Source organism: Shewanella sp. AC91-MNA-CIBAN-0169 (assembly GCF_040310165.1).
Classification (GTDB): domain Bacteria; phylum Pseudomonadota; class Gammaproteobacteria; order Enterobacterales; family Shewanellaceae; genus Shewanella.
In genome coordinates this window covers 14,750-29,538 of the sequence record NZ_JBEOPM010000022.1, presented here as the reverse complement: position 1 = coordinate 29,538, position 14,789 = coordinate 14,750, and the positions used below count along the sequence as shown (strand labels likewise).

Below are 14,789 nucleotides of genomic sequence, written 5' to 3'. Positions count from 1 at the left end.
AGGGCATGGACGCTATGAAACTGATTAAAGAAAAATACAGAGCATTAAAACCATCGATTGATTACTTAGATGACGAAGTTGTCATAGCTCAAGCTTGGAAAAAAACGCATGGTTATATCCGTTCATTCAATTGGTATGCAGATACATTAGAACTCGATATATCTGCATTGGGTATTGAGGAAAATGCAAAGAAATGGGCGACTTCTATTAAAAGCGCTAAGTTATCAAAATTAGAATTAGTACCAGCTGCAAAAAGTGAGGTTTGGGCTTTTGACAAAGAAGGGTGGAACCCAAAAAATACTGAAAAAAGACAAGAAAAACCACCAATAAGACCTTTAGCCCATATAACTATAAGAGATCAAACATGGGCTAGTGCAGCAATGCTCTGCTTAGCTGACGCTGTAGAATCAGCACAAGGAGATTGTAGTCATAAAGAACAAACATATGAGCAAGCACGCAATAACAAAGTTTATAGTTATGGTAATCGGCTGATATGTGACTGGAAAAATAAAGATTCTGCATGGTTCCGGTGGGGGAATAGTGAAACATATCGAAAATTTTTTACTGATTATCAAAACTTCTTAAAAAGACCCATTGAGCTTGGGCGTATTGCAGCAGAACAAACAACTAGTACAGAAGACGTATTTGTTGTTAATTTAGATTTATCTAAATTTTATAATACGATTAATATTGATGTTTTGATTAAACGACTTAAGGTTATTTCTTCAGAGTTTGGACATAAAGAATGTCCAAAATTTTGGAGTGCATTTGAACGTATAACGAGTTGGTCTTGGTCAGCAAATGACTTGAAAATAGCTAAAACCTTGAAATTGGGTGATATTGATACTGGATTACCTCAAGGTCTTGTTTCTGCTGGTTTTTATTCAAATGCATATCTTGTTGATTTTGACTGCAATGTAGGAAAACTTCTTGGTAAAAAGTTAAAAGGAACCGGAAATATTGTCCTCCATGACTACTGCAGATACGTGGATGATTTACGTTTAGTTGTTAGTGCTTGTGATAAGACACCTTTGGAAGTTGCCGTCAGAATAAACAAGATAGTAGACGATCTATTAAAAAAACATGGTGGCAAAGAGCTTGAAATAAATGGTGATAAAACAAAAGTTACCCACCTTAGTGACCTAGACAATATCGGTAGTATGGCAAACCGTATTGAAATGATTCAGAGTGAAATGAGTGGGCCTGCAGATAGAGAAGTATTAGATACTGTATCAGGTGTTTTGGAGAACCTATTAGATATTGAAGAGATAGAAGTTCCAAAATTGAGTGCGACTCATGCTGACTCTTCTCTGTTACAGATATCCGATTATGACCATGATATTCGACCAGACACATTAAAACGGTTTGCGGCAAATCGATTAGAAAATATCGTTAAAAGTAAGCGTAAAATAGCTTTTGATGATAGTGAAAATATTAGTAATAACAACGAAGAACTGTTAGCAAAAAAGCTTATATCTGCGTGGATGAAAGATCCCTCTTTGGCACTTGTACTTAGAAAGGCCATTGAAATTTACCCTGATGCGGATTTATTTGAACCTGTGTTGGAAGCGATTTTTAGACGTAGCAGTTTTTGTAAGAATAAATCGGGAGCAGATCTAGTAACCGTTCAAATAATGGACTACATACTTGCTGACTTATGTCGTTGTGCTATCGATTTTAATGGATATTTTCAAGTAATCACTTATCCTAAAAACTTGGAACCTAGTTCTATAATTGAACTAATATCTCGTTACGCTCAGAAAATCCTTGCGAACGACAAAGTACCAAAGTTTGTAGAAAGACAAGCCTTAATGTTACTTGCGGTTGTTAATAAGCCTGTATTATTAGATCGAAAAGGGGCCTCTACTCAGTCTAATTTACATGCGATACTCGTATGCGCTCCCCCTGAATATAAGCCAGAACTAAGTGCGCTTTTTGAAGTAGCCGGGCAAATTACTGGTAAATTTGAAACCTATGCATCTCTGTTATTAGAGTCTATTTCTGAGTTAGAAGATAAATATAAGCCTGTTGAAGTGTTTGCTAAGAGAGGCGGACCTTTTTGGTTAGCTTTATGGAAAGTGTTGGACAAAAAAATTATTTATAAAGATTTATGTAAACAACTTAAGTGGGCAGCGCCTCAAGTTTCATCACAACCAAAACCAAGAAAACAGCTTCTTTCAAAGGTTATTAATTCAGACTTAAATGGATTTGAATTTGAGCATGGATTACTTAAACTTGCTATTGGTTTACTAGAGAAGGCTAGATCTGATAATAAGGTTATAGGTTCATCGCCTAATGACATTTATGTTGATATAAAGTCTAAACTACCGTGGAATCAAATATGGAAAGCGGTAGTAAAAGATGTGAACTGCTCAATTTCAACAACATCTAAGTTTCAAGACCCTAGGTTTTCAATTCCAAATTGGTTAGATAGTGAAAAAATTGATAATCAAATCATTTATTGGATTGGAACGGTACTAAGAACTTCTGCATTAGGTGCAAGTGATTTCACTGGTAGTAGGTGGACACAAGGAAAAGCCGTTACTTATAAGGGATTACGTACTAGCTGGTATAAACGTCGCATGGGTATGATGCATGCTCCTGAATCACTAGTGGGAGAGTTCGCAACTACTAGTAATTGGTTTTCTGATTTCTTAATTCGATGTCTTCAATGGCCAGGTTTTGAATCTACATTTGTTAATGATATCGATGTTCGTTCGATTCAATGCTTAGAGTCATTTGAGAATTGTTTAAATAATAGGTTGAAATATCTCAATAGCTTAATTTGTAGTGCCTCTTCACTACCAGTAATACCTACTCAGGTTAATAGACCTAGCAACAAGTCTAACTTTAGAATTGTAACAGTACAGCAACTACTACCTAAATCTGTTGATTTCAGCATTGCAGATCCTTATTTGAATAGCCCCAGATATCGTTCTAAACATCGGGAACACCTTCTATCAATCTGTAAACTGACGCTTAAAACATTAAAGACTAAGACACATGCTGAGAACGAAAGGGCAAAACCTTATGCAGATTTAATCGTGTTTGCTGAACTTGCTGTGCATATAGATGATCAGGATGTAATTAAGCGTTTAGCTGACTCAACAGGCGCCATTGTATTTGCGGGCTTAGTATTTACAGATCATGATGGAAAACTGGTTAATATTGCTCGATGGTTTATACCTGATTATCGTGAAAGTGGACGGCAGTGGGTCATTCGTGATCAGGGTAAAGAAAATATGACTCAGGATGAAATTAAATTAGGTATTAGTGGTTTTAGGCCTTGCCAGCATGTTATTGAACTTCATGGTTACGATGAAGGCCCTTTCCGAATAAGTGGTTCTATCTGCTATGACGCAACAGATATAAAGTTAGCTGCAGATTTAAGAAATATAACCGATTTATATATCGTAGTTGCGCATAATAAAGACGTAAACACGTTTGATAATATGGCTGCGGCTTTGCAATATCATATGTACCAGCATGTTGTAATTTGTAATATTGGTGAGTTTGGTGGCTCAACGATACAAGCTCCATATAAAGAACGTTTTGAACGTTTAATATCACATGCTCACGGGAGTGAGCAAATATCTATAAGTACAGCAGATATAGATTTAGCAGCATTTACTAGAAAAGTTAGACAGTACAAAAAAGTTAAAACAAAACCAGCCGGAGTAAAAAGATGATCTGTTTTGATGTTGGATGGGCTTACCTAGCCGATTACCAATTTTGGAATGAGAGAACTGGAGTTATTACCGCTGCTGTGGCAGTCATAGGACTTTTTGTTGCGTGGTATCAAGTGTGTGCGGCGAGAAGGGAGAGTCGAAGGGCTACAGCTTATGCTGCATATGATGGATATTTAAAGCTATGTATTGAACACACCACGTTTGCAAGTGGTGATGATATTGAAATAACAAATAATCCAGAACATTACCATCAATATAAGTGGTTTGTTGCGAATATGCTTTTTGCTTTTGAACAGGTACTTGAAACTTGTAAAGGTGATAAAACTTGGGCTGTTACAATTAAGCATCAATTGAAAAGGCACAAATGGCATTTAGAAATGTCTAGTTCAGCGGAAAGGCCTGAGTGGAGTGATGAGTTGAAGGCATTGTTTCCATAAACTTATTTTAAGGACAATTATCCATGGTTGGACTTGGTGATATAGAAGCATTTTTCTCTCTTCGGGATCGGTATCATAAATGGCGTAATCCTGTTTCTGGGTTTACAAATACAGCGCAGCGTTTCATCCGGTTATTTGAAGCGCATGGTGTTTCTCGCGCACAAATCCCGCGCTTTTTTTGGGCATGACCTTAGCATTCATCAAGTAGAAGATGAAACTGAACTTTCAAAAATACTAGACACTAATTTATTAGAAGCAGTAGCTACACTATTTGGAATTCGATTAGAGTGGCTAGAAGGCGGAACTGATGAGCTTTACGACATTAATCATTTCTACAAACAACCGCAAAAGTTTGGTGAATGATTAGATTCATTAACGGCAGACACTGATAAAATTAAGATTGATGGATGGTTGCTAACAACTAAATTTAAAACAGATCAATATGATGCACTTATACTAATGCGTGAGAAGATAGGCGAGTTGGCTGATACTAATATTTACCGTTACTATTTTTGCGAGCAATGGATTTACGGTTATTGGAAATGCCGAGCTGATATAGCTGCTTGTGTTGCTCAAAGCTGGAAACGCAATCAATACATGACTGTAAGGATGTTAACCCAAAAGGTATTCAATAAAATCATTTCACTAAAGTTTGTACCAGACAGTCGACTTGAAGGCACAACTATAGCAAATCAAAGATTCCAAGCTGAAGACCTGACGATAAATCCAAATTTTTTTGTTCAAGGATTATCGGAAGGCCAGTTTGGTATCGAAAACGCAGTTGCTTTGTGGCTCGAGTACCAACAACTTGGATTAATAGATTCTGGCTTTGGAAATAAGCGAAGTGTTTTTGATAAATTTCAACATGACCATTTCAAATAAACAGTTATGACTAATCTCTGAACCACAACAGCACATACTAAAACACACTGACAACCAAACCAAAAACATACCACAGGATTTTAAAAAGTCAGGTGGTAAAAGCAGCATCAAAAAGCGCTCTGATTAGATTGTTGCACCTTAACAGTGCAATTAAATTGTTAGTTTTAATATAACCATCTGATTCTAAATACTAAAAGGCCAGATCCACGCAGTGAGACAAAAGTCATTTGGTATGAGAAACCACACAAAAAAACCGTTAGTTATGATGACACAAATACTATATTTAACATAATATACATTGTGCGCATACTTATGCGCACATTAGAACTTATGTTCAATACTAAGTCTTTGTAGGCATTGATTGTTCATTAACAGCCTAATGTTGCTTAATGTGTTGTTTAGCATCGTGCTGAGATTGCATGCTTTAACTTTTTACGGTTTGTGCCTGCCAATTATTTAATCTCAGCAAGATGATTTAACGGTTTGTTGAAAGCACTTTGATGTCGTTCAGTTTGTGTGGTGTGTAAATACTGTGATGTGGTGTCGATGCTCTCATGACCGGCATCGGCCTGGACATGTGACAATGGGCGTCGGTTGATATTGATGTCATGCGTGATCCCAGTATGGCGAATATTATGCGCACTGAGTTTTCGCATAAGTTGGCTGTCGTGATCAAAACCGTCTTTAGCGGCATTGTCTGCAGCCAAGTTAATCAGTTTGTCTATTTCGTCACGTATGTGACGAATACCAAGATTGGCATTGATGACACCAGATTCACGTCCATGGGCTGCTGCTTTGTGACGGACAAATATAGGATGTTGATCGTTGATGTTGGGTAAATCACTGAGGCGCAGATAACGTCGATAATCAACTAGTCCAGCCAGCAACGCTTTTGATATAGCAATATTACGTGCTTTGCCGCTTTTAGAAAATGGCACGTGAAAATACCAGATACCAGAATGTGGATCTTGTCTAAACTGGCTCATGATCGGCGCGTAACCTGCGCGTGCACTTATTTCCGATATGCGTAAGTAGCAGCTATATAATAGTGTGATGAGGAATAAACTGCGTTGATGCTGCTCTGGTTGAGTGTCTGCTAATTGGCTTACGGTGCTAATAACATACGACCATTGTAGCTCTGTAAACGCATGATGGTTGTTGTCTTCGTCGATGGTAAATTTACGTTTAATGGAGAATCGGCTGTGTTTAAGCCATAACTGAGCTGGGTTTCGCTCGGTGTATTCTTCGCTAATTAGATAGCCATAAAATGAGGATAATATTGCTATTTTAGTCTTCAATGCATTATCACTCAGTTGATATGGTAGGCATTTCCCGAGGTGTTTTTTACCGATAAATGGCCGCCATTGTGGGTTTGGCGATCGCTCTGCGGTGGCTTTATCGAGTTTGAATTGCGCTACATTGAAATAGCCTATCAGTCTTTGTGGCGGCGATTGGCAGTAATCGATGTATTTGGCGATGTCTTTACGCGTTACCGCGATTGGCGATAATGCGACGACGTCAAAACACCAATGAAGAAATGTGGTTAACTCGCTGCGGTAGGCTTTATAGTTGTTTTCAGACTGCTTTTGCTCAAATAACCAATCGGCACAGTGCTCTATGATGAGCCCTGCATCGGCCACTTTATCTATTGAAATTCGGGTAATGTACTGATTAACGGATGCATTACCTTGTAAAACATGCTCTGCAGCATCAAATAGTGGTAATACTGGTGGCAGTTCATCAATGATATTGTCGGTCATATGATTAAGTCTAGGTTATTGATTATATTGCCTTATTATACTATTTTTTGCTTGATGCCGATAATGTTATTTATCGGCATCAATCGTAGCGATTTTTAATGATGAGTCTTGGATATGTTGATACTGCAATATCTTGGTCTGTTATTAACTGCTGCATACAATAATCTACTGCTGTAATTGGCTTGCAAGCCTGCTGGCATTGCTTGTTGTGACATGTAGACCTTTTTTGGCAGCTCCATAAACACAATTGCCAAACCGTTTGTTTGCTTGCCCTGTCTAGGCACTGTAAGTCTGCAGCACATAAATGACCTGCTTTGATTAATTGGGCCACTTTATCTGCATCGATAGACACATTTATTCTGTTCATGTGTGCTCCTTATTTCACGCTACTCTTTTTCATAACGTTATTGCTCTATTCCCTACTCACCCTAGAAAGATGAATGCTGTAGCTTAATAATACATTAATGAGAATAGTTATCAATTACATTGTGGCTGCTCTAACCACTTCTGTGCTGTTGATCATATAAAAGCGCATATAAAGGCTCACTTGAAATGTTTAATCGACAAGTGCTGTTGAGCATTAATGCAATATGATGCCAGTACTAGTCATAAGATTCGAAGTGAAATGAAATATAGACAGTAGGAGTGAAGTTTTTGACGGGATGACACTGAAACTAACCATAATGACTATTAAATAGACCTATTTAAGACCTTTGCTATAGTGAAATGAAATGCCTAAAGCGATTAAATTACCTCTGCCCTAGCCCACAAAGGTATAGTCATCTGCATATATAAGTTAGCGATAACGTTAGTTGTTATCGTTATCGGCTAAGAAATCATACATTAATGTACGTGTCTGTTGTTGGTAATCAAATGAAACAAATACTCGCCACACCATATAATTACTGCTGCATGAGCCAAAAATAACTGGACCTTGATAGACATTATCTTTTATTTCGGACAATGAAACTGGGATAATACCCATGAACATGTCGCGACCTTCTATTCTCATTGAAATATTAGTGATCTTTTGATTACTGGAAAGCGTAACTATTAACGGTTTTTCGCTTGGGGTATTGATGGGGTCAATCAGTAAACCGACTTGCAAGTCGGCCACCTTTTTGTAACATTCCCCAACAGAAAACTGACATAACGTTTTATCGATGACTAAATTAGCGTGTTCTTGTGTTTGTGGTTTGTCACAGGCTACTAAAAACATTAACAAAATATTTAAAATGATAATTCGGACAAGTTTGTGCACAATTTTTAACCTTTATAGTTGAGTTAGTAACATTATCTTTCACAGATTGATCTAGATCAACTTTGATGCCTTTTGGTAAGTATCTTTTTTGACTTAGCTCAAGTATCATTACACCGTCTCATGATAGAGAGAATTAACATGAGGTAACACCTTGACATATGGCATTAAAAACAGCATTAAACAGCTGGTTTTATGACCACATGTTAATCTAACTGGTAAAGTTCGCTTTACTAAATATTAAAAGTATAAGTAATAAGCCGTGGAAGCATTATGATGAACCATTCCCAGTCTACAGGCGCTGATTACAACTACACTATTGTCCGCCAATTTGCACTAACCACAGTTTTGTGGGGAATCTTTGGCATGTCAGTGGGTGTATTGATTGCGGCTCAGTTAATCTGGCCACAACTGAACTTCGACACTCCTTGGTTAACGTATAGTCGTTTACGACCATTACACACCAATGCGGTGATTTTCGCGTTCGGAACATCAGCTCTTTTCGCTACATCCTACTATGTTGTGCAACGCACTTGTCAAATCCGTCTTTTTGCGCCCAAATTGGCCGCATTTACGTTCTGGGGTTGGCAAGCCGTTATTATTGCAGCTGCTATCACTTTACCAATGGGATTTACCCAAGGCAAAGAATATGCAGAATTAGAATGGCCTATCGATATCGCGATTGCGATTATTTGGATTAGCTATGCAATTGTATTCTTTGGCACAATCGCTAAACGAACGACGTCCCACATTTATGTGGCCAACTGGTTCTTTGGTGCCTTTATCATTACTGTTGCAGTACTTCACATTGTTAACTCAATGGCGGTACCAGTAAGCTTATTTAAGTCTTACTCTCTGTACTCCGGTGCAGTCGATGCGATGGTTCAGTGGTGGTACGGTCATAATGCGGTAGGCTTCTTACTTACTGCTGGTTTCTTGGGGATGATGTATTACTTCGTGCCTAAGCAAGCTGGTCGCCCAGTGTATTCGTACCGTTTATCCATTGTCCATTTTTGGGCGTTGATTGCGTTATACATTTGGGCCGGTCCTCACCACTTACATTACACTGCCCTTCCTGACTGGACTCAGTCATTAGGCATGGTAATGTCATTAATTCTATTCGCACCTTCTTGGGGCGGTATGATTAACGGTATTATGACCTTGTCTGGTGCGTGGCATAAGCTGCGTACAGACCCTGTATTACGTTTCTTAGTTGTTTCATTGTCTTTCTACGGTATGTCTACCTTCGAAGGCCCAATGATGGCAATCAAAACAGTTAATGCATTATCTCATTATACTGACTGGACTATTGGTCACGTTCACTCTGGCGCGCTAGGCTGGGTGGCAATGGTGTCTATTGGTTCTTTATATCACTTAATTCCAGTGCTATTTGGTCATGGTCGTATGTACAGCATGAAGCTGGTTAACGTCCATTTCTGGTTAGCGACTATCGGTACTGTTTTATATATCGTTAGTATGTGGATTTCTGGTGTTATGCAAGGTCTTATGTGGCGTGCGGTTAACTCTGATGGAACACTAACTTATAGTTTCGTCGAGAGTTTAGAAGCCTCGTACCCATTCTACTTTGTACGCTTTATTGGTGGTTGTTTCTTCTTAACCGGTATGTTCATTATGGCCTATAACGTTATTCGTACCGTTAAAGCGTCTAAAGATTCATTACCTGCTATTGCAGAAGCTTAAGGAGCAGATTCGATGAAATTTAATCATGAATTAATTGAAAAGAATGTCGGCCTGCTTGCTATCTTCACTGTCATCGCCATTAGTTTTGGTGGTTTGGTGCAGATTACACCACTGATATTTCAGAAAGACACTACTGAAGCCGTTGAAGGTCTTATTCCTTACACTGCTTTGCAGATTGAAGGTCGTGACATTTATGTTCGTGAAGGTTGTTACAACTGTCACAGCCAAATGATCCGTCCTTTACGTGCTGAAACAGAACGTTATGGTCATTATTCTGTTGCTGGCGAGTCTGTTTGGGATCACCCTTTCCAATGGGGTTCTAAGCGTACTGGTCCTGATTTAGCCCGTGTTGGCGGACGTTACAGTGATAGGTGGCATGAAGTGCATTTGCTTAATCCTCGTGACGTTGTACCACAGTCAAACATGCCTGGTTTCCCTTGGTTAGCTGAAAATAAGCTAGACGGCGAACTCACTGGTGACAAGATGACTATTCTGCGTAACCTGCATAAAGGCGGTTACAAAGGTAATGATCTTTACACTGATGAAGAAGTTGCTGGCGCTAAAAAAGCGGTTGAAGGCAAGACAGAAATGCAGGCGCTGATCGCTTATTTGCAATCTTTGGGTCACGCACTCAAATAGGAGGCAATAATGGATTACGGTACTTTTCAAGGTATTTTAACCATAGTTGTTATGGTGACTTTTGTAGGGATTTTCTTCTGGGCATACAGTAAGCATAGCAAGTCAAAATTTGACGAAGCGGCTAACTTGGTGTTTACAGAAGATGAACTTGCAAAAATGTCAAAAGACTCGGGAGATCAGAAGTAATGATTATGAGTAACTTCTGGAGCATTTGGATTTCTGTACTGACGATTGTGGTCATTGCTGGTTGTTTTATCCTTCTTAAACTGGTTAATAATAATTACACCGGTGTAGAAGAAGGTAAATCAATGGGCCACAGTTTTGATGGTATTGAAGAACTGAACAACCCACTACCAAAGTGGTGGGCGTACATGTTCTATTTAACCATCGTATTCGGTGTGATCTATTTAGCTCTATATCCAGGCCTAGGTAACTACAAAGGTCTGTTTGGTTGGACAAGTTCAAACCAAAGTATTGGTACTGAAAATGGCATTAAAGCTGACTCAGCTGCAGCGCTTGAAGCAGCAAAATCGGAAAACCGTTTATCTCAGTATGACCGCGAAGTGGCACACGCTGAAGAAAAATACGGTCCAATTTTTGCGGCTTATTTAGCGACACCGTTAGAAGAGTTAGTGAAGGATCCTGAAGCATTGAAGGTGGGCGGACGTTTGTTTTTACAAAACTGCTCACAGTGCCATGGCTCTGACGCTCGCGGTTCTAAAGGCTTCCCTAACCTTACCGATGACGATTGGTTATATGGTGGTGATTTAGCCACTATTAAAACTACTCTGATGAACGGTCGTAACGGCATGATGCCTCCAAAAGGTGGTTTACCTATCGAAGACAGCGAGATTAAAGGTCTAGCTGAATACGTGATTAAACTATCTGGTGGCGAACATGACGAAGCGTTAGCTGCTCAAGGTCAAGGTTCATTTATGAAAGGTTGTTTTGCATGCCATGGTATGGATGCAAAAGGCAACAAGTTCATGGGTTCGCCTAACCTGACTGATAATGTTTGGTTATACGGCGGCAGCCGCGGTGTGATTGCTGAATCTATCATTAATGGCCGAGTAGCGGTTATGCCAGCATGGAAAGACATTCTTGGTGAAGAGAAAGTCCATGTCATTACAGCTTATGTTTATAGCTTATCAAACAAATAGTTACTTATAAGTAACATCTAGGCCTCGATATTATCGAGGCCTTTTTTTTAAGTGATTATTAAGCCATTAAGGGGTAAAATAGCCCCCGAATTATTACCACCATTTTAGGACGAATTATGTCGGATCAACTCCCTTGGTATAAACAGTTTTGGCCTTGGTTTTTAATCATTTTGCCAATGTGTGCGGTTATCGCTAGTTTAACTACATTAAAGATTGCTTTAGATAATTCTGACTCATTAGTTGCTGAAGATTATTATAAACAAGGCAAAGCCATTAACATGGATTTGCGTAAGATAAAGTACGCTCAACAGATTGGGATGAAATTTTTAGTTACCGTGGCCGATCAAGAATTAAAAATTACTCAACAAGGCGGTCCTGAATATCGTGCGGCATTGAATGTTCAGTTTTATCATCCAACGATTGAAGAAAAAGATTTCAGCCTTAATGCAACTTCTGATGCTAATTATGTTTATCACATCCCATTAGATGCTGCGATTACCGGCCCTTGGGAAGTGCGCATAGAAGGCTATGATGCTAAGTGGCGTATACAACAACGTATTGATATTAAAGATGACGTTGAATATTGGCTAAATTAATAGTAAATCTATTAAGTCTTTGAATGATGACATATTTAATTAAGCTGGTATAAATAGATGACATCTTGCTTTCATTGCAATGAGCCGGTGCTAACGGGTGAACAGTTTACAACCGTGATTAATGGGCAACCACAACCTATGTGTTGCCCAGGTTGTCAGGCGGTTTCACAAGCGATTATGGATGCTGGCTTAAGCAGCTATTATCAATTTCGTAGTGAGCCAGGCAATCGTCAAACTGCTTTGATCCCTGAACAATTGTCGCAGTACAGTGCCTATGATTTACCTGAAGTTCAACAAGACTTTGTTCATAAACAAGGTGCTATTGATTCAACCTCTTTGTCTATCGACGGTATTACCTGCGCTGCTTGTGCGTGGTTAATTGAACATAAACTCAAACCTATTGCGGGAGTCACTAATGTGTTGGTTAACTCAACCACACAACGCGCGTTAGTGAGTTGGGATAGTCAAATTATTCAGCTCAGCGAAATTTTGCAGATTATCAGTAAAATTGGCTATCAAGCTGCGCCCTACCAAGTTGATGAGCAAGAAAAACAATCAAAAGCAGACAGTCGTAAATTTTTACTCCGCCTAGGACTTGCAGGTTTTGCCACCATGCAGGTGATGATGTTTGCCCTCGCCTTATACACTGGATACTTTACCGACCTAGATGTTGAGTTTCGGGATTATTTTCGTTGGGTTAGCTTAATTTTTGCTACTCCAGTGGTATTGTATTCTGCGCAACCATTTTATTTCAGTGCGCTTCGTAGTCTATTAAGTGGCAAGCTTAATATGGATGTCTCTGTCTCCATCGCGATTTTAGGTGCTTATGTCGCCAGCTGTGTCGCGACAATTCAGGCCAATGGCGAAGTGTATTTTGAATCAGTATCCATGTTTACCTTCTTCTTATTACTTGGCCGTTATTTTGAACAAACAGCCAGACAAAAAGCCTCCGTCAGTTCGAGTAATTTACATAAACTGGTCCCTTTGACCGCACATTTATACCGTGACGGCGAAATTACAGAGATCGCTGCTAAACAGCTAGTCATTGGCGATATTATTTTGGTCAAACCTGGTGAGGTGATTGCAGCAGATGCTGAGGTGGTTGCAGGCCTATCAAGCGTCAACGAAGCGATGTTAACCGGTGAACAAATGCCAATAGGCAAACAGGTATCAGATACTGTGTATGCTGGAACCATTAATGTAGAACAACCTCTTGAGGTTAAAGTCACTGCGTTAGGTCAAGATCAGCTAGTGGCTGAAATTATTCGTTTACAAGAACTTGCATCAAACAACAAACCTGCCATCGCTTTGGTGGCCGACCGTTTAGCTCGATACTTTTCCGCGACCATATTATCGATAGCAGCAATAACTTATTGTGTTTGGTTATTTATTTCTCCTGATGATGCCTTTTGGATCACCTTGTCGGTATTAGTTGCCACTTGTCCATGTGCCCTAGCCCTTGCTACGCCGACAGCAGTGACATGTGCGACGGCTATTTTTACCAAGTTAGGTGTGATTCCGCGCAAGGCCGGAGTTTTCGAAAAACTGACTAAAATTAATCATGTGGTGTTTGATAAAACGGGAACCTTAACCTGTGGCCATTTATCGATTGGTGAAGTACAAACCTTTGGCAAATATTCATCGGAGCAGGTCCTATCAATGGCTGCTGCAATTGAACAAGGCTCTTTACACCCCATCGCATTAGCATTTAAGCCTTTTTTTGATAATAAACACTTTGTTGAAAATGTTGACCATCATATTGGATTGGGTATTCGGGCCAGTATCGGCCAACAGCAAGTTTGTATTGGTACGGTACAATTTGTTACCCCAGAGGCAAATATAGCGGCTTCGAAGGCAATAGAAAGTCAGTGGATTTATCTTTCCATCGATAATAATTTGGTCGCTAAAATTGAAATGCTAGATGAGCTAAGAGTTGATAGTTTAGCCACCGTAAATGTCTTAAAGGCAGCTAACATAACACTCAGTATTGCCAGTGGCGACAATTCGGGTCATGTTGAGTTTTTAGCAAGTAAACTTGGTATTTCTGATGTGCATTCAGGTTTATCGCCGCAAGATAAGTTAGCGTTAGTGAATCAATTACAACAACAGGCTAATGTGGCTATGTTTGGCGATGGTATTAATGACGCGCCAGTGCTCGCCGGAGCAAACTTGTCTGTTGCTATGGGAAGCGGCAGTGCTATTGCCAAAAACAGTGCCGACTTAATTTTACTGGGCGATCACTTGTCACGTTTTAATGATGCTATCTTTGTCGCTAAGCAAGCCCAGCGAATAATTCATCAAAATTTGTTATGGGCTTTTGCTTATAACATGATTATTTTGCCATTGGCAGTTACTGGGCATGTTGCTCCTTATATTGCTGCGATTGGCATGTCTGTCAGTTCACTTATTGTGGTGAGCAACAGCTTACGCCTTCTTAGGATAAAGTTATGAGTATCATTTACGTATTAATACCTATTGCGATGTTGTTTGTATTGATAGCAGTCTCTATTTTCTTTTGGGCAGTAAAGTCTGAGCAATTTGATGATTTAGATAGACAAAGCGTGTCTATTTTATTCGATGAAGACGAAAACAGCATGAACAAAAAAAGCAGTGCTAAAGCCGACTCTTCTAACGACAGCTCTGCAATTAATGATTTTCCAATTAACA

12 protein-coding genes and 1 pseudogene are annotated in these 14,789 nt (G+C 39.3%); 10 read left to right on the top strand and 3 right to left on the bottom strand.

Annotated features, from left to right (window positions below):
* Nucleotides 1-14 precede the first annotated feature (14 nt).
* From AAEY98_RS17050 to AAEY98_RS17040, 3 genes are all read left to right on the top strand, one after another.
* Nucleotides 15-3,689, top strand: a complete 3,675-nt coding sequence (locus AAEY98_RS17050) for a reverse transcriptase domain-containing protein (protein WP_351018351.1) — start codon at nucleotides 15-17, stop codon at nucleotides 3,687-3,689.
* On the top strand, nucleotides 3,686-4,126 hold the full coding sequence (locus AAEY98_RS17045; protein WP_351018348.1) for a hypothetical protein: 441 nt from the start codon (nucleotides 3,686-3,688) through the stop codon (nucleotides 4,124-4,126). Before AAEY98_RS17050 ends, AAEY98_RS17045 begins: the two co-directional genes overlap by 4 nt.
* Nucleotides 4,127-4,537: 411 nt before the next feature.
* Nucleotides 4,538-5,008, top strand: coding sequence for a hypothetical protein (locus tag AAEY98_RS17040; protein WP_351018345.1), 471 nt, complete (start codon nucleotides 4,538-4,540; stop codon nucleotides 5,006-5,008).
* Nucleotides 5,009-5,460: 452 nt separating this feature from the next.
* Here the strand turns inward: AAEY98_RS17040 and AAEY98_RS17035 are convergent, their stop codons facing one another.
* The 3 genes from AAEY98_RS17035 to AAEY98_RS17025 all read right to left on the bottom strand — a co-directional run bounded on the left by AAEY98_RS17035 (nucleotide 5,461) and on the right by AAEY98_RS17025 (nucleotide 8,029).
* On the bottom strand, nucleotides 5,461-6,768 hold the full coding sequence (locus AAEY98_RS17035; RefSeq protein WP_351018342.1) for a tyrosine-type recombinase/integrase: 1,308 nt from the start codon (nucleotides 6,766-6,768) through the stop codon (nucleotides 5,461-5,463).
* 79 nt (nucleotides 6,769-6,847) lie between these two features.
* Nucleotides 6,848-7,135, bottom strand: a complete 288-nt coding sequence (locus AAEY98_RS17030) for a hypothetical protein (RefSeq protein ID WP_101088285.1) — start codon at nucleotides 7,133-7,135, stop codon at nucleotides 6,848-6,850.
* A 441-nt stretch (nucleotides 7,136-7,576) separates the two neighbouring features.
* On the bottom strand, nucleotides 7,577-8,029 hold the full coding sequence (locus AAEY98_RS17025) for a hypothetical protein (protein ID WP_162023110.1): 453 nt from the start codon (nucleotides 8,027-8,029) through the stop codon (nucleotides 7,577-7,579).
* Between the two features lie 270 nt (nucleotides 8,030-8,299).
* Between AAEY98_RS17025 and ccoN the strand changes: the two genes are divergently transcribed.
* The 7 genes and pseudogenes from ccoN to ccoS form a co-directional block, all read left to right on the top strand.
* A complete protein-coding gene (gene ccoN, locus AAEY98_RS17020; RefSeq protein ID WP_101088283.1) occupies nucleotides 8,300-9,727 on the top strand; it encodes a cytochrome-c oxidase, cbb3-type subunit I in 1,428 nt (475 codons plus the stop codon).
* Nucleotides 9,728-9,739: 12 nt separating this feature from the next.
* Nucleotides 9,740-10,366, top strand: coding sequence for a cytochrome-c oxidase, cbb3-type subunit II (ccoO, locus tag AAEY98_RS17015; protein ID WP_101088282.1), 627 nt, complete (start codon nucleotides 9,740-9,742; stop codon nucleotides 10,364-10,366).
* A 9-nt stretch (nucleotides 10,367-10,375) separates the two neighbouring features.
* Nucleotides 10,376-10,552, top strand: coding sequence for a cbb3-type cytochrome oxidase subunit 3 (locus tag AAEY98_RS17010; RefSeq protein WP_011637473.1), 177 nt, complete (start codon nucleotides 10,376-10,378; stop codon nucleotides 10,550-10,552).
* A gap of 5 nt (nucleotides 10,553-10,557) precedes the next feature.
* Nucleotides 10,558-11,526, top strand: coding sequence for a cytochrome-c oxidase, cbb3-type subunit III (ccoP, locus tag AAEY98_RS17005; RefSeq protein WP_192114919.1), 969 nt, complete (start codon nucleotides 10,558-10,560; stop codon nucleotides 11,524-11,526).
* A gap of 116 nt (nucleotides 11,527-11,642) precedes the next feature.
* Nucleotides 11,643-12,122, top strand: coding sequence for a FixH family protein (locus tag AAEY98_RS17000; RefSeq protein ID WP_192114920.1), 480 nt, complete (start codon nucleotides 11,643-11,645; stop codon nucleotides 12,120-12,122).
* A gap of 57 nt (nucleotides 12,123-12,179) precedes the next feature.
* Nucleotides 12,180-14,573, top strand: a complete 2,394-nt coding sequence (locus AAEY98_RS16995; protein ID WP_351018337.1) for a heavy metal translocating P-type ATPase — start codon at nucleotides 12,180-12,182, stop codon at nucleotides 14,571-14,573.
* Nucleotides 14,570-14,725, top strand: a pseudogene (gene ccoS / locus AAEY98_RS16990) (cbb3-type cytochrome oxidase assembly protein CcoS); the annotation flags it as partial. The gene AAEY98_RS16995 and the pseudogene ccoS, both read left to right, overlap by 4 nt.
* Nucleotides 14,726-14,789: the final 64 nt, after the last annotated feature.

Coding starts and splice junctions, on each gene's coding strand:
- AAEY98_RS17050 (WP_351018351.1), top strand. CDS start 15: ATGAAACTGATTAAAGAAAAATACAGAGCATTAAAACCATCGATTGAT.
- AAEY98_RS17045 (WP_351018348.1), top strand. CDS start 3,686: ATGATCTGTTTTGATGTTGGATGGGCTTACCTAGCCGATTACCAATTT.
- AAEY98_RS17035 (WP_351018342.1), bottom strand. CDS start 6,768: ATGACCGACAATATCATTGATGAACTGCCACCAGTATTACCACTATTT.
- AAEY98_RS17030 (WP_101088285.1), bottom strand. CDS start 7,135: ATGAACAGAATAAATGTGTCTATCGATGCAGATAAAGTGGCCCAATTA.
- ccoN (WP_101088283.1), top strand. CDS start 8,300: ATGATGAACCATTCCCAGTCTACAGGCGCTGATTACAACTACACTATT.
- ccoO (WP_101088282.1), top strand. CDS start 9,740: ATGAAATTTAATCATGAATTAATTGAAAAGAATGTCGGCCTGCTTGCT.
- AAEY98_RS17010 (WP_011637473.1), top strand. CDS start 10,376: ATGGATTACGGTACTTTTCAAGGTATTTTAACCATAGTTGTTATGGTG.
- ccoP (WP_192114919.1), top strand. CDS start 10,558: ATGAGTAACTTCTGGAGCATTTGGATTTCTGTACTGACGATTGTGGTC.
- AAEY98_RS17000 (WP_192114920.1), top strand. CDS start 11,643: ATGTCGGATCAACTCCCTTGGTATAAACAGTTTTGGCCTTGGTTTTTA.
- AAEY98_RS16995 (WP_351018337.1), top strand. CDS start 12,180: ATGACATCTTGCTTTCATTGCAATGAGCCGGTGCTAACGGGTGAACAG.